Consider the following 19,468-nt stretch of genomic DNA (forward strand, 5'->3'; position numbering starts at 1 on the left):
CTCAGGCGGCCAGATCGTTCTCCCGGCTGCTGGTCCGGGGCAGGTCCACCGGCTGGGCCGGCTCGCACCCCCGGCCCCGTACCAGCCACCCGGCCCGCCGGGACGCGGCGATCGTCCGGGCCAGGGGGGTGAGCAGGGCCATCGCGAGGGGCGCGAGCAGCAGCACCACGGCCGTGCCCAGCGCCAGCCCGCCGATGACGTCGGTCGGGTAGTGGACGCCCATGAAGACGCGGCAGAACCCCTCCAGCAGGGCGATGCCGATCCCGATGAGCCCCAGTTTGCGGTGGGCGATGAACAGGCCGACGCCCAGGGCCATCGCCAGCGTGGCGTGATCGCTCACGAAGGAGAAGTCGGCCTTCCCCTCTGCCAGCACCTCCAGTTCGCCGTACTGCCGGAAGGGCCGGGGGCGGCCGACGAACTGACGCAGCGGAATGTTGAGAAGCAGCGCGATCCCGGCGGCCAGCGGGGCCCAGACGAGCGCGGCGAATCCCTCGGCGGCGGCCGGAGCGGGCAGCTTCCTGACACCGCGCCAGCACCAGAGCACGAGCAGCACCAGGACGAGCAGCAGCCCGTATTCACCGGTGAAGCCGATGATCCGGTCGAGCCAGCCCGGGGTTTCCTGGGCCAGGCCGTTGATCTCGTACAGCAGGCTTACATCCACGTTCGGCCCACCGGCCGTCAGTCGCGCCATGGCGATGTGGCCCCTTGCCCTTTGCTTGGTCCCCTGTGGACGCACCCCTGTGTGCGCCCTTTCGCCCCCCGGTGTCCAACCGGTGATCAACCCCCGCGCTCATGGAACGCCCGTTCTGGCGCGTACGTTCCACTCTCCACCGAATGATCACTCCAACGTTATCCAAGAGTGACTCATCGTCGCAGCTCAGGGCCTTGGGTTCACTGAGCGTTGCCGATGGCACGGTGATCGGGCAGCGCCTCCGCGCCGTCCTTCGTGACCCGGGTGGCACCGAAGTAGTCCGGGGTGTCGATCTTGTCGAACCGGATCACCGCGCCGGTGAACGGAGCATTGATCATGTATCCGCCCCCGACGTACAGCCCGACATGCCGGATTGCCCGGGAGTTGGTCAGATCATCGGAGAAGAACACCAGGTCCCCGGGCAGCAGTTCGTTCCGCGCGGGATGCGGCCCGGCGTTGTACTGGTCGTTGGCCACCCGCGGCAGCCTGATCCCCACGGTCTCGTACGCGGCCTGCGTCAACCCGGAGCAGTCGAACCGCCCGTTGTCCTCGACCCCGCCCTCGCCACCCCACAAGTAGGGCGTGCCGAGCTGCTTCTGCGCGAAGTAGATGGCCCCGGCGGCCTGCTGGGAGGGCGCGACCCGGCCGACGGGCGCGGCAAAGCTCTTCTCCAGGCTGCGGATGGTCTTCACATAGCCCTGGGTCTCCTTGTACGGCGGCACACCGCCGTACTTGATGACCGCGTAGGCGCCCGCGTTGTACGCAGCCAGCATGTTCGCCGTCGGGTCACCCGGGACACCCTTCACATCCGCAGCGAGCTCGCAGTCATACGAAGCGGCCGAAGGGATGGCATCGTTGGGATCCCAGATGTCCCGGTCGCCGTCGCCGTCCCCGTCGATGCCATGGCCCGCCCAGGTCCCGGGGATGAACTGCGCGATACCACGCGCATCTGCCGGGCTCTTCGCCTGCGGGTCCCAGCCGCTCTCCTGGTACAGCTGGGCGGAGAGCAGCGCCGGGTTGATCGCCGGGCAGAGGTTGCCCCACTTCTCCACCAACGCCCGGTAGGCAGCCGGTACGGCACCCTTGGCGAGCCCGACGGGCCGGCCACCGGCGCCACTCGCGAGACCCGCGGCGGCCGAATACGTACCCACGACGAGCAGCAGGACGAAGGTCAGGCACGCCCCGACCCCGATCCCACTCGCCACCCAGAACTTGCGCACCCGTCAACCCTCCCCCATGAACGCCCCCTTCGGGTCACATTCCCACGACCCGGGACCGCTAACTCACCCGGAAGCCGGAGCAGGCGATGCTCGAGTACTTCGTGGGGTCATCGTTGACGTGGTAGAAGACCACCGTCCACTCACCCGGATCGTTGCGGAGGGGGATCGGCTGCCATGTTCTGCCCTCGACATGCGTCTTGAAGTCATCGGGGTAGGTGAGCTCGAGGAACTCGCCTGACGGCCACTTCGAATAGATGTCGACGGGCTTGCTCGTGTAGCCGACGGACTTGTTCTCCATGGGCAGGGGCAGTCCCGTCTCCGAGTCGACCTCGTGCGGTGACCGCACTCCCACGGAGACGTAGTAGGGGCCCGGCTTGGTGGGCTCGGTTTCCGCGTACTTGATGCGCATGGAGATCTTCGTCTTCTGGCCGGACGTTGCCATGAAGGTCTGCATGTCCGCCCCAGGCGGCTTCTCCTCGGTTCCCAGGTTGCAGCGGCCGACACCGGCCGCTGCCAGCTGCGAGTCCGCGTCGCCGGTCCAGAAGTAGCGCGAGATCCTGTTGTTCTCGATGTACTCCGCCGGCTTGCCGGAGCCGGATGATGCCGGGCCCTTGGCCGACGGAGTCGACTGCGCGGGGGTGCCCGGCGAAGCGGTGTTCTGGGAGCGGGTGTCGCCGCCGTCCTTTTTGTCCCGCTCGTTCTGGAGCAGCAGGTAACCGCCCACCGCCCCCGGCAGCACCAGCATCGCCGCGATGCCCGCGATCGCCCACCGGCTCAGCCGCCGGCGGGCCGTCGGCGGGGCCGGGGGCATCGGGGGCGCGGGGATGTACGTGGGGGCGCCGGCCACCGCGTACGTCGGGACGTAGGTCGGGCTGTACGCGCCAGCCGCGCCCGCCGGGCCGGCCGGCGCCGTCGCCTGGGCGGGGAACTGCGGGGCCTCCCCGGTCGCGGTCAGCCCCGCGTACACCGGGTCGTCCACCAGCGCCGAGTCCACCGCGCAGCGCCGGATCACCTCGGCCGGAGCCGGCCGGTCCGCCGGGTCCTTCGCCACACACGCCTCGATCAGCGCGGCCAGTTCCGGCTCCACCCCGGCCACGTCGATCTCGCCGTGCACGGCCCGGAAGCTCACGCCCGCCGATTCGCCCGTTCCGTACGGCGCCCGTCCGGTCGCCGCGTACGCGATCGTCGCCCCCAGCGCGAACACATCGGCGGCATCCGCCACTTCGTTGCGCAGCAGCACTTCGGGGGCGGTGTAGCCGGGGGTGCCGGGGGCCGCGCCGTCCTGGGTCAGGGCGGTCAGGGCGGTCTGGGTGGTGCCCTTGGCGATGCCGAAGTCGATCAGCTGGGGGCCCTGGGCGCCCAGAATCACGTTCTGCGGCTTGAGGTCCCGGTGCGTCACCCCGTACGCATGGACGCTCGCCAGCCCCTCCGCCAGCGCCGCGAACAGCTTCCGGCAGGTCTCGGCCGGCAATGCGCCCCGCTGGGCGACGGCGTGACCGAGCGTCGGCCCGGCCACGTACTCGGTCGCCAGCCAGAACGGCGGGGCGGCGAGCGAGGCGTCGATCAGGTTCGCCGTGTACGCCGACCGCACCGCCCGCACGGTCTCCGCCTCCCGGCGGAACCGCGCCAGTGCCTCCGGATGCCCGGTGATCTCGTCGCGGATCACCTTCACCGCGACCAGCCGACCGCCCGGCGACCGCGCGAGATACACCTGTCCCATGCCCCCGGCCCCCAGCCGGGCCAGCAGCGCGTGTGCGCCGATCTGTGTCGGGTCGGTGTCTCTCAGGGCCTCCATTCGCACGAGCTTGCCACACCGACTCCGGTGCTCCGAGCGGGGGTTGACGGTGGAGCACCGCTCCCGGGCGCCGCCTCGGCGGGCGGACCCCCCTTGTAGAGTCCCCCTGCACTTCTACGGATGCGGACGGACGTAGAGGGCAGCCTCAGGAGCGGGAGGAACGCCCCCATGCCCATAGCCCGTGCAGTGGTGGTCGGCGCCGGGATCGGCGGGCTCACCGCCGCCGTCGCCCTGCACCGCCGCGGCTGGCAGGTCACCGTCTGCGAGCGCGCCCCCGAACCCCCCGTCACCGGCGCCGGCATCGGCCTCGCCCCCAATGCCCTGCGCGCCCTCGAAGCCATAGGCGTGGACGCCGCGTACGCCGTCGGCAGCACCGTGCCGGCCGCCATGGAGCTTCGCCGCTCCGACGGCCGGCGGCTTTCCGGGACCCGGACCGCGGACCTGGCGGCCCGTTACGGCGTGCCCCCGATCGCGGTCCCGCGCCCGGCCTTCACGGCCGCCCTGGCAGCGGCCCTGCCGCCGGGCACCCTCCGCTACGGCACCGCCGTGACCGCCGTCGACGACCCCGAGGGCCGCCCGGTGGTCCGTACGGAGGCCGGCCCGGACCTCCCGGCCGACCTGGTCGTCGCGGCGGACGGCATCCACAGCCCGCTGCGCCGCGCGTACTTCCCCGCCCACCCCGGACTGCACTACATCGGCGAGACCGCCTGGCGGGTCCTGCTGGACGCACCGGACCTCCGGGTTCCGGCCATGAGCGAGACCTGGGGGCGGGGCGAGCGGTTCGGCGTGACCCCCCTCTCCGACGGCCGGATGTACCTCTACGCCACCGCGGTCGTCCCGGCCGGCACCCGGTCCGCCGACCCGCGCGCCGAACTCCGCCGCCGCTTCGGCACCTGGCACGACCCGATCCCGGCCCTGCTGGACCGTATCGACCGGCTGGAGCCCGCGGATGTCCTGCAGAACGATCTCTACGATCTGGCCGCCCCGCTGCCCCGGCTGCATCACGGCCGGATCGCCTGGCTCGGCGACGCCGCCCACGCCATGGCGCCCAACCTCGGGCAGGGCGGCTGTCAGGCCATCGAGGACGCGGCCGTCCTCGCGCACCTGCTGCCCGCCGAGCCGGACGGCGCCCAGGACGGCACCCCCGACGGCAGCCCGGCCGGCATCCCGGCCGCCCTCGCCGCCTACACCGCCGCCCGCCGCGCCCGCACCGACGCCGTACGCCTGCGGGCCCGCCGGGTCGGCCGGCTGGGGGCCGTGCGGCACCCCCTCGCGGTCGCCGTGCGCGACCTCGTGGTCGGCGCCGTCCCCGACCGGCTGGCGCTGCGCGGTGCGGACGACCTCTTCAGCGGCTTCCGCCTCCCGGGCTGAAGGAGACGGAGGGGTCAACGCGGTGCGACGTAGAGGCTCTGGGCCCCGCGCCCGATCGGCCCCTTCTCGTCGTGCAGGACCGAGTCCGCCAGCCCGATACCGGCCGGGTCCACACTCGTACGGGCTTCCACGGACACCCACTCGCCCGCCGGGTGCCGGTGCAGATGGACCGTCAGGTCGCTGTTGACGAACAGGTACTTCCGGATGTCCAGCACCGCGCTGACCCCGTTGCCGGAGTCCGCCGCCACCAGCACCCGGTCCGCCGGCCTCGGCTCGTCCCCCGCGATCAGCGGCACCTTCATCCGCATCCAGCAGGTGCCCGGCCCGGGCTCCAGGAAGGCCCCGTGCGTGAACCGGGTCTCCATGGCCGTGTGATAGCCGATGTCCCACGGGACCGGGAAGAACGGGGTGACCTCCACCTCCCCCGGCGGCGGCAGCAGCGGCCCGGACAGCACCGCCGGCACCGCGTCCGCCGTCACCCGCACCCGCAGGGCCCGCGCCAGCATCACCGGCGCATCCGCCCCCTCCGGGGTGAGCGCCGCCTCGATCACCTCGGTGCTGCGGCCGGCCCGCAGCACCGAGGTGGTCACGGCCAGCCCGCCGATCGGCACCGGCCGCAGGATCTCGTACGTGATCCGCGCGATCCGCATGTCGGTACGGGCGCCCGGGCGCTCCTCGACCGCCCGGCCGAGCAGCGCGGCCGGCGGGCCCGCATGCTGAGCGCCGGGATCCCAGGGACCCCGGGTGTACTCGGTGGCGGCGTACCGCCCGGCATCGATCCGTTCGTAAAACGCGTCGACCACTCCGTCAGTGCCCATGGCCCGCACGTTACCGACAGGTAACTACGGGCACCACCCCCGTCAGCGGGCGAATCCCAGGCTCACTCCGAGCCCCACCAGCACCGACCCGATCGCCCGGTTCAGCGCCTTCTGGGCCTTCAGCATCCGGTCCCGCAGCCGGGAGTCGGAGAAGAACAGCGCCACCGCACCGAACCAGCCCAGGTGCGCCACCGACATGAACAGCCCGTAGCCGGCCTGCTGCCACGCCGGCGTGCCCGGGTTCACCACCTGGGTGAACGTGGACACCACGAACAGGGTGGTCTTCGGGTTCAGCACGTTGGTCAGGAAGCCCGAGCGCATCGCCCCCAGCGGGCTGAGCGCCGCCTTCGACTCCAGGTCGACGGCCACCTCGGCGCGCGCCCGGAAGGTCCGGATGCCGATGTAGACCAGATAGGCGGCACCGGCCAGTTTGATGGCGGTGAAGAGCTCGGTGGAGGAGGCGATCAGCAGGCCCACGCCGAGCATCGTGTAGGAGACGTGCACCAGCACTCCGGCGGCGACCCCGGCCGCCGCGAAGAGGCCGGTGGGCCGACCGTACAGATAGCTGTTCCGTACGACCATGGCGAAATCGGCGCCGGGACTGATCACGGCGAGAAGGGTGATGACTGCTACTGCGATCACTTCTGTCATGAAGGGATGCTGGCCCCCCTGCCGGTGTCGATCAAGAGGGGGCGCCCCCGCGAAGGGAGACAATGGACCACATGTCCGCCGCCGTACCCCCGCCACCGCCCTCGCACCTGCCCGTGCCGCTGCCCGTACTGAAGGCCGACTGCACCGACTGCTTCGCGCTGTGCTGCGTCGCCCTGCCCTTCGCCCGGTCCGCCGACTTCGCCGTCGACAAGGCCGCCGGCACCCCCTGCCGCAACCTCCGGGAGGACTTCCGCTGCGGCATCCACACCGGACTGCGCGACAAGGGCTTCCAGGGCTGCACCGTCTTCGACTGCTTCGGCGCCGGCCAGCAGGTCTCCCAGGTCACCTTCGGCGGCCGGGACTGGCGCAGCCACCCCGGCACGGCCCGCGCCATGTTCGAGGTCTTCCCCGTGATGCGGCAGCTCCACGAACTGCTCTTCTACGTCGACCAGGCCCTCACCCTCCCCGCCGCCCGGCCCGTCCACGCCAAGCTGCGCCGCGCCCTCGCCGAGACCGAGGAACTGACCCGCGCCGACGCCGGCACCCTCGCCGCGGCCGATGTGCCCGCCCTGCGCGCCGGGATCAACACCCTGCTCCTCAAGACCAGCGAACTGGTCCGCGCCAAGGTCCCGGGCAAGAAGAAGAACCACCGGGGCGCCGACCTGATGGGAGCCCGGCTGTCCGGGGCCGACCTCCGGGGGGCCAACCTCCGCGGGGCCTACCTGATCGCCGCCGACCTCAGCCGGGCCGACCTGCGCACCGCCGATCTGATCGGCGCCGACTTCCGCGATGCCGACCTCGGCGGGGCCGACCTCACCGACAGCATCTTCCTCACCCAGGCCCAGCTCAACGCCGCCCGCGGCACCGCCGCCACCCGCATCCCGCCCGGCCTGGCCCGCCCCGCGCACTGGACGGCGTAACCCACCGGTGCCGCGCCCGGCTCGTGCTCCGGGCGCGGCACCGACGGGTCCGGGGGCCTCAGGGCCGGGCCAGCGCGGTCCAGCCGGACGGGCAGGACAGGGCGTACGTGCAGTAGTTCTCGTACACATCGCCGCCCGTGGTCAGCACCTTCACGTACACGATCCGCCCCTCGGTGCTGACGGACACACTGCACGCACCCTTGGGGAAGCCGGGGTTCTGGTACGTGGAAAGGTCCCGCCAGGTGTACTGGCCGACCGGCGCCACACTGCGCCGACCCAGGTACGCCTTCCCCTTGCTCAGCACCGCGCTGAACTCCACATCGCCCTCGGCCTCGGTGGAGTCGATGTCCGCGCAGGGTCCGGGCGGACCGGCCGGACCGCGCTCGCCCCTCGGCCCCCGCGGGCCCGGGCAGCCGGCGTTGTTGCCGTTCTTGTCCGGCCCCGCGGTACCCCGCTTCCCGGCCTTGGCCCCCTTGGCCCCGTTGCCCCCCTTCGCGCCCTTCACCGACTTCGCCGGCTTGGCGACCCGGGTCGTGTCACACGAGCCGTGATTGCTGCTCGGGCTGAGGTCGGCGGCCATCGCGGGCGCCGAGAACCCCGCGAGCGCGAGCACCAGCGGCAGCGCGACCCCACTCGCCAGCCAGGCGCGCCGGCCGACCCTCGATGCGGAACCCATCCGTTTGCTCCTTGCGTCGTACGACGTACCGAACCGAACGCGGTGGAGCATCCCCCGCAACACGGCACACGGATGGAACGACTGACGGAATGTCGGACCTATGTCAGCGGGTTGGTCCAACGACACGCCGTCCCACTGCGCCGAACGGCCGCCGCCCGGCCGGGCGTACGGCCGAGCGCGCGCCGGGGCCGCCCCGTCATTGCCCGTCGTCACACTCCGTGCTACACAGGGCAACGCAACGTGAGGGTCTGCGCCCGGTCCGTGCCCAGTCCGCGAGATCAGGTAAAGAGAGCCGCCAAGTCGACATACGGCGGCGGTTTCATCAGCGAAGATAGTGCGTGACCCCTGCCGGTCCGGGCACGGGGGGATGGAACTACCCATACAGGGGCGGTGAGTTACATGATCCTGGCAGCCGAAAAGGGCGATATCACCACCATCATCGGCGGAATCGCCCCGAATTGGGGGCCGTTCGGCAGTCTCGGCAATGAAGCAAAGGTCATGATCGAGGTGGTCATGGCCGTGGCGATCCTCCTCTGCCTCGGCATCGCCATCTGGGGCGCGGCCAAACAGCGCATCGGCGCGACCGCCCTCCGCGACACGTTCAGCGCGGAACAGGGCAAGGGCCTGATCGTGGCCGGACTCACGGGAGTCTTCATCATCGGCTCACTCGGCACCCTGTTCACCATCGTCTACGGAATGGCCGTCTAGCCAAGCCGGCTGTGCCTGCCCGTTTCCGCCGCTGAGGTTGCGCTGCCTGATGACGACTCACCACACGCTACCGTCGTACGACGCGGAGGGGGCGGATACGGAATGACCGAGGACCAGTACGGGGCCGACGGTCCGGTGGGCGGCACGGGCCAGACCCGCACCCGCCTTCCGGACTCCCCGTCCGACCCCTACGGCACCCCCCGCCGCCCCGCGCGTTCCTCAAGAGGCCTGGTCACGGTCGTGGGCGTGGTGGTCCTGCTGATCGCGGCGATCGCGTTCGCGAACCAGAGCGACGAGCCTCCGGCGGACCGCGCGACGGACACCCCGGCGGCATCCTCCCCGACGGCACCGTCGGGGGTGGCCCCGGTGGACGCCAAGAACGGGACGATCCCGTCCGGGTTCGCACAAACGGAACAGGGCGCACAGTCCGCTGCCGCGAACTACGCGGTGGCACTGGGTTCTGACGGCATGTTCGATGCAGTCCGCCGGAGGGACATCGTCAACGCGGTCTACGTGCCCGACGTGGCCGCCGCGAACCAGGTCGAGGTCGACCGCCAGTACACGGATCCCGGCTTCCTGGCCGCGATCGGTCTCGACGCCAACGGCAAGGCCCCGAAGGGGCTGACCTTCATCTCCCGCACCAACCCCGTCGGCACGAAGACGGAGAAGTTCACAGGGGACACCGCCACCGTGTCGGTGTGGCAGTCGTCGCTGTTCGGCCTGGCCGGCGAGGGTTCCAAGAACCCGGTCAGCGAGAGCTGGTTCACGAACACGTTCGAGCTCAGGTGGGCCGACGGAGACTGGCGGATCACCTCCTTCACCCAGAAGGACGGCCCGGCCCCGGTCGGCCGGGATCAGGCCGCGGCATCGGCCGAGGAGATGGCTGCCGCCGTCTCGCAGTTCGGGGGGTTCACCTATGCGCGCTGACCGCCGCATCCTGTCCGTCGCCTCGGTCCTGGCCGTGGTGCAGACCGCTGCCGTACTGCTGGCCACCCGGGCCGTGGCCGCGCCCACACCCAGCCCGCAGCCGAGCAACAACCCCTGCGACCTGATCCGCGGACCCGCCAGGGAGTACTGCGAACGCGGCGAACGCCAACCCGGCAGTGCCAATCAGCCTGGCATCGGCGGCCCCGCCGATCCCGCCACCGCGCTCGACCCCCTCGCCGCCCTGGCGAAAGGCTGCGCCGACGCCGCCGTCTGGATCGTCACCGAGCTCAGCAAAATCGTCAAAGGCACCTCCGACGTCGACTTCAGCGACGACGGCTTCCTCAAGCACTACGCCATCGTCTTCGCCGCCTCCACCATCCTCACCCTCGTCATCTGGCTCCTCGCCGTCGCCAAACGCGCCATCCGCGGTGTCCCCTTCGCCACCGCCATGTCCGAAGCCGTCGGCTTCCTCTGGCTGACCGTCCTCGCCTCCGCCTTCACCCCCCTCGTCCTCCACGTCGTCGTCAACGCGACCGACGGCGTCTCCGAGACCATCGCCTCCGCCACCGGCAACCAGAGCGACGTGTTCTTCGGCTCCTTCATCGAAGCCCTCAAGAAGGGCGACGGCATCGGCGGCGGCCCGATCATGCTGATCGTCGTCTCCCTCGTCACGATCCTCGCCGCCGGCGTCCTCGCCCTCGAACTCGTCATCCGGGCCGCCCTCCTCTACGTCGGCGCCCTCCTCGGCGTCGTCGTCTACGCCGGACTGGTCGACCGGAACCTCTGGGGCCACGTCCGCCGCTGGGCCGGCATCATGATCGCCGTCATCCTCGTGAAGCCGGTCATCGTCATCGTCCTCGGCCTCGCAGGCGCCCTCGCCGGCAAGAACGGACCCAACTCCTTCTCCGCCGTCGTCTCCGGTCTCGCCATCATCCTGCTGGCGATCTTCGCCTCCGCGATGATCTACCGCTTCGTCCCCGGCTTCGGCGACGAGATCGCCACCGCCCGCAGCAACCGCAAGCAGGCCACCGACGGAGCCCAGGCCGCCGCCGTCATCTCCTCCCCCGCCTCGCTCGTCTCCCAGGGCATCAAGACCCACAGCAGCCGCGGCGGCGGTGGTGGCGCCCACCGGGCCGAAGGCGGCGGCAGCACCCCCGCCCCCGCCCACCAGATCTCCGGAGGCGTGGCAGCCCACAGCAGCCGCACCTCCGGCGGCGGGACCGGCGGCGGATCCGTCCCCTCCGCCGCGCCCCCGCCCCGCCAGAGCACGAGCACGAGGAACACAGGAGGTGACGGGCGTTGACGACCCAGTCCCACCAGATCCACCCGGTCGCGCCCCGCCGCACGTATCTCATCGGCCGCGCCCGGCCGAACGCGATCGTCGGCAAGAACCGCGAAACGGGCGAGATCGCCCTGATCATCGTCGGGGCCTTCCTCGGCATGATGAGCGGACTGCTCGTCCCCGCCCTCACCCTGCGCATCGTCAGCCTCGTCGGCTTCCCGATGCTCGCGCTCGCCGCCGTCTACGTCCCCTACCGGGGCCGCACCTTCTACAAGTGGTTCGAGATCAACCGCAGCTTCAAGCGCACCCTGCGCCGCGGAACCACGTACCGGTCGGGCGCCATGGAAGCCGGCACCCGCGCCGCCGACGGCCGTGAGATCGAGGTCGGCCCGCCCCCCGGCATCGGCCGGATCAGCTGGCTCGCCGCCCCCTTCGGCCCCGACGAGATCGCCGTACTCCTGCACGCCGACCGGCGAACCGTCACCGCGGCCATCGAGATCGAGGGCCCCGGCGTCGGCCTCCGCGACAGCGAGGACCAGGAGGCCCTGGTCGACCGGTTCGGCACCCTCCTCAAGCACGTCGCCAACGGCGACGGCTTCGTCACCCGGCTGCAGATGCTCGCCCGCACCCTGCCCGCCGACCCCGACGCCCACGCCAAGGACGTCGCCCAGCGCGGCGACACCCACGCCCCCGGCTGGCTCCGCGACTCCTACGACCAGCTCCAGTCGATGGTGTCCACCTCCTCCGAGCAGCACCGCGCGTATCTGGTCGCCTGTATGCACTACACCCGTGAGCTCGCCGCCGAGGCGCACACCATCGCCCGCGCCACCCACGACCGCAAGGGCCGCCGCCTCGACAAGGACGCCGGCCTCGCCGTGGTCATGGCCCGCGAGCTCACCGACATCTGCGCGCGCCTCGCCGAGGCCGACATCCGTGTCCGCCAGCCCCTCGGCCAGGGCCGGCTCGCCTCCCTCGTGCACTCCATGTACGACCCGGACCACCCCATCGACCACATCCAGGCCATGACCAAGCGGAACGCCTGGCCCGCCGAACTGGACGCGATGGAACCCACCTACCTCCAGGCCAAGACCCGCGAGTCCGCCACCCGCGCCCCCTGGTGCCACGCCACCGCCTGGGTGAAGGAATGGCCGATGACCCCGGTGGGCGTCAACTTCCTCGCCCCCCTGCTGGTCCACACCCCGGACGTGATCCGGACCGTCGCCGTCACCATGGACCTCGAACCCACCGAGATCGCCATCGAGCGCATGCTCACGGAGAAGACCAACGACGAGGCCGACGCCTCCCGCGCCGCCAAGATGAACCGGACCGTCGACCCCCGCGACATCGCGGCGCACGGCCGGCTCGACCAGAGGGGTGAAGATCTCGCGAGCGGTGCGGCCGGAGTCAACCTGGTCGGGTACATCACCGTGTCCTCGCGTTCGCCCGAAGCCCTCGCCCGCGACAAGCGGACGATCCGCGCCTCGGCCGGCAAGTCGTACCTGAAGCTGGAGTGGTGCGACCGCGAGCACCACCGCGCCTTCGTCAACACCTTGCCGTTCGCCACCGGCATCCGACGCTAGCTGGAGGGCAGTGCAGCATGCGAGATCCGCTGTCCGCCGCGACGGACGCCTTCACCAGCTTCCTCTTCGGGAAGGTCGAGACCACCCGGCTGCCCGTCCGCACCTCCACCGGCCAGGCCCAGGCCGTCTACCTGCCCACCGCCGCCCCCGGACTCGGCGACTCCGGCGTCATCATCGGCCGCGAGGTCTACAGCGGCAAGGGCTATATCTACGACCCCTTCCAGCTGTACGGCCAGCAGCTGCCGGCCCCGCACTGGCTGGTCCTCGGCGAGTCCGGCAACGGCAAGTCCGCGCTGGAGAAGACGTACGTACTGCGCCAGCTCCGGTTCCGGGACCGCCAGGTCGTCGTTCTCGACGCCCAGGGCGAGGACGGCGTCGGCGAGTGGAACCTGATCGCCCAGCAGCTGGGGATAACCCCCATCCGGCTCGACCCGGTGGCCGCGCTCGACGGCGGCATCAAGCTCAACCCGCTCGACCCGGCCATCACCACCACCGGGCAGCTGGCCCTGCTCCGGACCATCATCGAGGTGGCCACCGGCCACGGCCTGGACGAGCGGGCCGGCTTCGCGCTCAAGGTCGCCCACGCCTTCGTCAACGACACCATCACCGACCGGCAGCCGGTCCTGACGGACATCGTCGAGCAACTCCGCCACCCGGAGGCCGAATCGGCGGAGTCCATGAACGTGGGGATAGACGACGTACGGGCCTGGGGCCTGGACGTGGCCCTGGTACTGGACCGGCTGGTCGACGGCGACCTGCGCGGCATGTTCGACGGCCCGACCTCGGTCGGCATCGACCTGGACGCCCCGCTGATCGTCTTCGACCTGTCGCACATCGACCGCAACTCCATCGCCATGCCCATCCTGATGGCGATCGTCGGCGTGTGGCTGGAGCACACCTGGATCCGCCCCGACCGGAAGAAGCGCATCTTCCTGGTCGAGGAGGCCTGGCACATCATCAACAGCCCCTTCGTGGCCCAGCTGTTCCAGCGGCTGCTGAAGTTCGGCCGCCGCCTCGGCCTGTCCTTCGTCGCCGTCGTCCACCACCTGTCAGACGTGGTCGACGGAGCGGCGGCACGGGAGGCCTCGGCGATCCTGAAGATGGCCTCCACCCGCACCATCTACGCCCAGAAGGCCGACGAGGCACGGGCCACAGGACGGGTCCTCGGCCTGCCCCGATGGGCCGTGGAGATCATCCCGACCCTGACGCCGGGCATCGCGGTCTGGGACGTGAACGGCAATGTCCAGGTGGTGAAACACCTGATCACAGAAGCGGAACGACCCCTGGTCTACACGGACCGCGCGATGACAGAATCCGCGGCACCGCAGCCCCACCTCTCCGAGGAGATGCTCGCGGCAGAACTGGAAGCGGAGGAACGCGCCATGTACATCGAGCGACACCGCAACGGCGGGGCCGGAACCACGGTGGCCTGAGGTGCCCGAGGCCCGGCCCGCGCAGCGCGGAGTACCCGATTCGCTCCTGGTGGGCCTGCTGGCCTTCCTGCTGGGCCTCGCGGTCCTCGTCTGGACCTCGACCGGCCTTGGCGCCCTGTTCACACACGGCGCCTGGCCGGGCACGGTCACCTTCACCCGTACGCCGACGGCGGTCCGGCAGCTGATAGCGCAACCGCACAACCTGCCCGCCGCCTGGCCGGACACCGACCCGGCCGCCCTGTCGGGCTGGGGCCTGTTCTGGGGGCTGTTCATCAGCCAACTGCTGGTGCTGTTCGTCTTCACGGTGTTCGGGATCGGTGTCTTCGCCCGCACCAAGGCGAGACGGGCCCTGGCCCGCCAGGCGGCCCTCGAGGCGAAACTGCGGCCCGAGCCGGTACCGGGGCCCGAGGCGGTACCGGGGCCGGTGCCCTTGGCACAGCCCGCCGCGGAGCCCGCTCCACCGACGGCGGCCCCGGCTGCGGAAACCCCGCCCGCCCCGGCTCCGATTCCCGCCCCGGCGGCGGCACCGGCTCCGGCTCCGGCCGCTCTCCCCGTACCCGACCACGCTCGGCCGCCGTCGACCGCCGAGGCGTACCGGTACGGCTTCGGCTACGCCCCGCCCCGCCCGGCAGCCCCGCCGGTCCCGCCGGCCGAGCCGGCCCCCCGGCTCCGCTACGGCTCCCCGGCCGAACGGTACGAGGCGGCTGCCACTGGGCTCGCGGAGGCGGAGGGTGCGGCCCTGATCGTGACCTCCTCCCCCACCCTGTGGTCGGAGACCAAGGACGCCCGGGCCAAGCTGGGCCCGGTGCTGCTCTACGACCCGTCCCACCTGTGCGACACCCCGGCCCGGCTGCACTGGAACCCGGCCGAGGAATGCGCCGACCGGGACACCGCCGCGGCCCGCGCGCTCGCGCTGCTGGCCCCCGTACGGCCGCAGGCCCGGATCGACGCCGCCGTGGCCGACACCGCGGAAACGCTCCTGCGCAGCTGGCTGCACGCGGCGGCCCTGGACGGCCGTCCGTTCAAGCAGATCCACCGCTGGGCCCAGGGCTCGGGCTCACACGAGCCGGTCCGGATCCTCCGCACCCACCCCAAGGCGGCCCCGGGTACCGCCGGCGAGCTGGAGAGCGCCCTGACCGCCCATCCGGAACGCCGCGAGATCGCGCACGAACTGACCGCCCGCGCCCTCTCCTCGCTCGGCTCGATCCACATCCGCGAGTCCTGCACGGCGCATCGAACAGATTCGCTGTCCCTCGCATCATTCATGGCCGAGGGGGGCAGCCTGTACCTGGTGGGTGAGCCCCTCGAGGACCCCCGCACCCACCCGGGTGCGATGCCTTTGCTGACCGCACTCGCTTCCAGCGTGGTCGAGCACGGCCGCCGCATGGCCGCACGGTCATCCCACGGTCGGCTCGACCCACCACTGACGCTGATCCTGGACGACATCGCGGCGGTCGCCCCCATCCCCCAGTTCCCGGAGCTGCTGACGGACCGGGCCCTGCCACTCCTGGCCACCTGCCGCAGCCGTGAACAGGCCCGCTCCCGCTGGCCGGAGGCCACCGCCCTGCCGGACCCCCGGGCCCTGCGGTAGGACAGGAAGGGCAGGCTATTCCGGCCGCGGGACGGCGTACTCCAGCTCCTTCGCAGACGGATCCCCCGGCATGGGCACGACCTCCCCGGTCGGGGTGAACCCCATCCGCCGGTAGCAGGCGGCGGCCCGGTCGTTCCGCTCGTGCACATACAGCCGTACGCGTTCCAGCACGGGCGTCTCCAGCGACCAGGCCCAGTCCAACGCGGCCTCGAACAACGCCTCGATCAGCCCGGTCCCCCGCTGCCCGGGGCGGACGAACACCCCCACCAGGTGGCCCTGGTTCAGCGCCATGGCTCCGCCGAAGATGCCGCTGTCCCCGGCCTCCTCGATCAGCACGGTGACCGACCCGTCCCAACGGCCGTCGGGCGCCTCCGCGATGAACTGCCGCACGGACCGGCCGTGCGAGGCGCCGGCCGCCCGGTCCTGCCAGTGGGAATCCGGCTTGGCCTCGGCCTCTGCGAGGGACTCCAGGAAGGCGATGGACGCCACCGGATCCTTCAGCGCGGCGATCCTCAGCTCCTTGACCTGCTGCCACTCGTCGGCCCGTACGGCGCGTATCGCATGCTGGTTCATTCCTGGAGCCTAGCCAGAGGCCACTGGTCTCCGCAGGTCCATATCTCCCCCGCACGGGGGAGCCCGGTTTACCTCCGGCGGGCGATCCACCGACCCGGGGGCGGCTGCCATCTTCGGTCCATGAGCATGAGCACCCGCACCGGCCTCTCGTCCGCACCGCGTGGACTGCGCGCCGTCTGGACCGCCGCCCACACCCCGGTGGCCGGAGTTCCCCGCTGGGCAACGAACCTCGCCTATACCGTCCCGTTCCTGGTGCTGCCGTCCGGCCTCTGGCGGATCGTCACCGTCCTCTTCGGTGACGGCCGGAACCAGGACGCGGGACAGCTGCCGTCCTGGTTACCGGTCGAGGCGTATGTGGTCCTGCTGTCCGTCGCCTCCGAGCTGCTGGCCTTCACCGCGGTCGGACTGATCGCCGCCTGGGGAGAGGTCTTCCCACGCTGGATACCGGGCCTGGGCGGACGGAGAGTGCCGACCTCGGCCGCCGTCATACCGGCTGCCTTCGGCACTCTGGCCCTGACAGCCGTCTGGACCACGATCGGCCTCGCCACCGAAATCGCCGGCACCACCATCCAGGGCGATCCGCTTCCGGCCGGCTATCCCGGTCTGGGGCACGGCTGGAGCCTGGTCTTCTTCTACGCCACATACGCCCCGCTGGTGTTGTGGGGCCCGGCGCTCGGCGTACTCACCGTCGCCTACTGGAAGCGCCGTCGGCGGAATGGGCCGTAAACGCAGAAAAGCCCCGCACCGGATCTTTCGATCGGTGCGGGGCTTTCCCACAATGATTGTTCGGCGGCGTCCTACTCTCCCACAGGGTCCCCCCTGCAGTACCATCGGCGCTGAAAGGCTTAGCTTCCGGGTTCGGAATGTAACCGGGCGTTTCCCTAACGCTATGACCACCGAAACACTATGAAGATGTCAACCGGATGACAACACGGTCGTTACTTCAGAACTAACACAGTGGACGCGAGCAACTGAGGACAAGCCCTCGGCCTATTAGTACCAGTCAGCTCCACCCGTTACCGGGCTTCCACATCTGGCCTATCAACCCAGTCGTCTACTGGGAGCCTTACCCTCTCAAGGAGGTGGGAATACTCATCTTGAAGCAGGCTTCCCGCTTAGATGCTTTCAGCGGTTATCCCTCCCGAACGTAGCCAACCAGCCATGCCCTTGGCAGGACAACTGGCACACCAGAGGTTCGTCCGTCCCGGTCCTCTCGTACTAGGGACAGCCCTTCTCAATATTCCTACGCGCACAGCGGATAGGGACCGAACTGTCTCACGACGTTCTAAACCCAGCTCGCGTACCGCTTTAATGGGCGAACAGCCCAACCCTTGGGACCGACTCCAGCCCCAGGATGCGACGAGCCGACATCGAGGTGCCAAACCATCCCGTCGATATGGACTCTTGGGGAAGATCAGCCTGTTATCCCCGGGGTACCTTTTATCCGTTGAGCGACGGCGCTTCCACAAGCCACCGCCGGATCACTAGTCCCGACTTTCGTCCCTGCTCGACCCGTCGGTCTCACAGTCAAGCTCCCTTGTGCACTTACACTCAACACCTGATTGCCAACCAGGCTGAGGGAACCTTTGGGCGCCTCCGTTACCCTTTGGGAGGCAACCGCCCCAGTTAAACTACCCATCAGACACTGTCCCTGATCCGGATCACGGACCGAGGTTAGACATCCAGCACGACCAGAGTGGTATTTCAACGGCGACTCCACCATGACTGGCGTCACGGCTTCAAAGTCTCCCACCTATCCTACACAAGCCGAACCGAACACCAATATCAAACTGTAGTAAAGGTCCCGGGGTCTTTCCGTCCTGCTGCGCGAAACGAGCATCTTTACTCGTAGTGCAATTTCACCGGGCCTATGGTTGAGACAGTCGAGAAGTCGTTACGCCATTCGTGCAGGTCGGAACTTACCCGACAAGGAATTTCGCTACCTTAGGATGGTTATAGTTACCACCGCCGTTTACTGGCGCTTAAGTTCTCAGCTTCGCAACCCCGAAAGGTCACTAACCGGTCCCCTTAACGTTCCAGCACCGGGCAGGCGTCAGTCCGTATACATCGCCTTACGGCTTCGCACGGACCTGTGTTTTTAGTAAACAGTCGCTTCTCGCTGGTCTCTGCGGCCACCCCCAGCTCACGGAGTAAATCCGATCACCAGTGATGGCCCCCCTTCTCCCGAAGTTACGGGGGCATTTTGCCGAGTTCCTTAACCATAGTTCACCCGAACGCCTCGGTATTCTCTACCTGACCACCTGAGTCGGTTTAGGGTACGGGCCGCCATGAAACTCGCTAGAGGCTTTTCTCGACAGCATAGGATCATCCACTTCACCACAATCGGCTCGGCATCAGGTCTCAGCCTTATATGAGGGACGGATTTGCCTACCCCTCGGCCTACACCCTTACCCCGGGACAACCACCGCCCGGGCTGGACTACCTTCCTGCGTCACCCCATCGCTTACCTACTACAAGTCTGGTTCGTCGGCTCCACCACTTTCCTTTCCCCGAAGGGTCCGGAACGGCTTCACGGACTTAGCATCGCCTGATTCGATATTGGGCGTTTCAAAGCGGGTACCGGAATATCAACCGGTTGTCCATCGACTACGCCTGTCGGCCTCGCCTTAGGTCCCGACTTACCCTGGGCAGATCAGCTTGACCCAGGAACCCTTAGTCAATCGGCGCACACGTTTCTCACGTGTGTATCGCTACTCATGCCTGCATTCTCACTCGTGAACCGTCCACAACTGCCTTCCGGCGCTGCTTCACCCGGCACACGACGCTCCCCTACCCATCACAGCGGGCGTTGGCCCTATTGCTGCAATGACACGACTTCGGCGGTACGCTTGAGCCCCGCTACATTGTCGGCGCGGAATCACTTGACCAGTGAGCTATTACGCACTCTTTCAAGGGTGGCTGCTTCTAAGCCAACCTCCTGGTTGTCTCTGCGACTCCACATCCTTTCCCACTTAGCGTACGCTTAGGGGCCTTAGTCGATGCTCTGGGCTGTTTCCCTCTCGACCATGGAGCTTATCCCCCACAGTCTCACTGCCGTGCTCTCACTTACCGGCATTCGGAGTTTGGCTAAGGTCAGTAACCCGGTAGGGCCCATCGCCTATCCAGTGCTCTACCTCCGGCAAGAAACACACGACGCTGCACCTAAATGCATTTCGGGGAGAACCAGCTATCACGGAGTTTGATTGGCCTTTCACCCCTAACCACAGGTCAT

The 19,468-nt window shown here is 69.5% G+C and carries 16 protein-coding genes and 2 rRNA genes (1 of these 18 only partly in view); 9 read left to right on the forward strand and 9 right to left on the reverse strand.

The features are described 5' to 3' along the window. Position 1 precedes the first annotated feature (1 nt). The 3 genes from DEJ50_RS15330 to DEJ50_RS15340 all read right to left on the reverse strand — a co-directional run bounded on the left by DEJ50_RS15330 (position 2) and on the right by DEJ50_RS15340 (position 3,706). Positions 2–691: a phosphatase PAP2 family protein gene (locus DEJ50_RS15330; RefSeq protein ID WP_150208573.1), complete on the reverse strand. Its 690-nt coding sequence runs from the start codon at positions 689–691 to the stop codon at positions 2–4. A 200-nt stretch (positions 692–891) separates the two neighbouring features. Continuing rightward, a complete protein-coding gene (locus tag DEJ50_RS15335) occupies positions 892–1,896 on the reverse strand; it encodes an NlpC/P60 family protein (RefSeq protein WP_150212152.1) in 1,005 nt (334 codons plus the stop codon). A 73-nt stretch (positions 1,897–1,969) separates the two neighbouring features. Continuing rightward, positions 1,970–3,706 (reverse strand): serine/threonine-protein kinase, encoded by a 1,737-nt coding sequence (locus DEJ50_RS15340; protein WP_150208574.1) that lies wholly within the window; start codon positions 3,704–3,706, stop codon positions 1,970–1,972. Between the two features lie 168 nt (positions 3,707–3,874). On the opposite strand from DEJ50_RS15340, the gene DEJ50_RS15345 reads away from it, so the two are divergent. Further along, entirely contained in the window at positions 3,875–5,077 is a 1,203-nt protein-coding gene (locus tag DEJ50_RS15345) for an FAD-dependent oxidoreductase (RefSeq protein WP_150208575.1), read from the forward strand. A gap of 14 nt (positions 5,078–5,091) precedes the next feature. Here DEJ50_RS15345 and DEJ50_RS15350 read toward each other — a convergent pair whose 3' ends face one another. Then, a complete protein-coding gene (locus DEJ50_RS15350) occupies positions 5,092–5,895 on the reverse strand; it encodes a thioesterase family protein (protein WP_150208576.1) in 804 nt (267 codons plus the stop codon). A gap of 42 nt (positions 5,896–5,937) precedes the next feature. Further along, complete coding sequence (locus DEJ50_RS15355) at positions 5,938–6,546, reverse strand: LysE family translocator (protein WP_150208577.1); 609 nt, start codon at positions 6,544–6,546, stop codon at positions 5,938–5,940. 71 nt (positions 6,547–6,617) lie between these two features. Between DEJ50_RS15355 and DEJ50_RS15360 the strand changes: the two genes are divergently transcribed. Beyond that, complete coding sequence (locus DEJ50_RS15360; RefSeq protein WP_150208578.1) at positions 6,618–7,466, forward strand: pentapeptide repeat-containing protein; 849 nt, start codon at positions 6,618–6,620, stop codon at positions 7,464–7,466. Positions 7,467–7,524: 58 nt separating this feature from the next. Here DEJ50_RS15360 and DEJ50_RS15365 read toward each other — a convergent pair whose 3' ends face one another. Next, the gene (locus DEJ50_RS15365) at positions 7,525–8,142 is read right to left on the reverse strand and encodes a hypothetical protein (protein ID WP_150208579.1); all 618 of its coding nucleotides are present in this window, start codon (positions 8,140–8,142) and stop codon (positions 7,525–7,527) included. A gap of 399 nt (positions 8,143–8,541) precedes the next feature. Between DEJ50_RS15365 and DEJ50_RS15370 the strand changes: the two genes are divergently transcribed. From DEJ50_RS15370 to DEJ50_RS15395, 6 genes are all read left to right on the forward strand, one after another. Further along, positions 8,542–8,850 carry a hypothetical protein gene (locus DEJ50_RS15370; protein WP_008742356.1) on the forward strand — a complete coding sequence of 103 codons (309 nt, stop codon included), beginning with the start codon at positions 8,542–8,544 and terminating at the stop codon, positions 8,848–8,850. A 102-nt stretch (positions 8,851–8,952) separates the two neighbouring features. Further along, positions 8,953–9,777 carry a hypothetical protein gene (locus DEJ50_RS15375; RefSeq protein ID WP_150208580.1) on the forward strand — a complete coding sequence of 275 codons (825 nt, stop codon included), beginning with the start codon at positions 8,953–8,955 and terminating at the stop codon, positions 9,775–9,777. Continuing rightward, entirely contained in the window at positions 9,767–11,080 is a 1,314-nt protein-coding gene (locus DEJ50_RS15380; protein ID WP_190344509.1) for a hypothetical protein, read from the forward strand. The genes DEJ50_RS15375 and DEJ50_RS15380 overlap by 11 nt, the downstream gene beginning before the upstream one ends. Next, complete coding sequence (locus DEJ50_RS15385; RefSeq protein WP_150208581.1) at positions 11,077–12,639, forward strand: SCO6880 family protein; 1,563 nt, start codon at positions 11,077–11,079, stop codon at positions 12,637–12,639. The genes DEJ50_RS15380 and DEJ50_RS15385 overlap by 4 nt, the downstream gene beginning before the upstream one ends. Positions 12,640–12,656: 17 nt before the next feature. Then, positions 12,657–14,072: an ATP-binding protein gene (locus DEJ50_RS15390; protein WP_150208582.1), complete on the forward strand. Its 1,416-nt coding sequence runs from the start codon at positions 12,657–12,659 to the stop codon at positions 14,070–14,072. A 1-nt stretch (position 14,073) separates the two neighbouring features. Continuing rightward, positions 14,074–15,663 carry a type VI secretion protein gene (locus tag DEJ50_RS15395; protein WP_150208583.1) on the forward strand — a complete coding sequence of 530 codons (1,590 nt, stop codon included), beginning with the start codon at positions 14,074–14,076 and terminating at the stop codon, positions 15,661–15,663. Between the two features lie 15 nt (positions 15,664–15,678). Here DEJ50_RS15395 and DEJ50_RS15400 read toward each other — a convergent pair whose 3' ends face one another. Further along, positions 15,679–16,236 carry a GNAT family N-acetyltransferase gene (locus DEJ50_RS15400; protein WP_150208584.1) on the reverse strand — a complete coding sequence of 186 codons (558 nt, stop codon included), beginning with the start codon at positions 16,234–16,236 and terminating at the stop codon, positions 15,679–15,681. 120 nt (positions 16,237–16,356) lie between these two features. Between DEJ50_RS15400 and DEJ50_RS15405 the strand changes: the two genes are divergently transcribed. Next, complete coding sequence (locus DEJ50_RS15405; RefSeq protein WP_150208585.1) at positions 16,357–16,962, forward strand: hypothetical protein; 606 nt, start codon at positions 16,357–16,359, stop codon at positions 16,960–16,962. 58 nt (positions 16,963–17,020) lie between these two features. On the opposite strand, the gene rrf is transcribed toward DEJ50_RS15405, so the two are convergent. Continuing rightward, positions 17,021–17,137 (reverse strand): 5S ribosomal RNA (gene rrf, locus DEJ50_RS15410). A 72-nt stretch (positions 17,138–17,209) separates the two neighbouring features. Beyond that, positions 17,210–19,468, reverse strand: a 23S ribosomal RNA gene (locus tag DEJ50_RS15415); it runs 861 nt beyond the window's last position.

The sequence above is a fragment of the Streptomyces venezuelae genome (genome assembly GCF_008642295.1).
GTDB lineage: Bacteria > Actinomycetota > Actinomycetes > Streptomycetales > Streptomycetaceae > Streptomyces > Streptomyces venezuelae_C.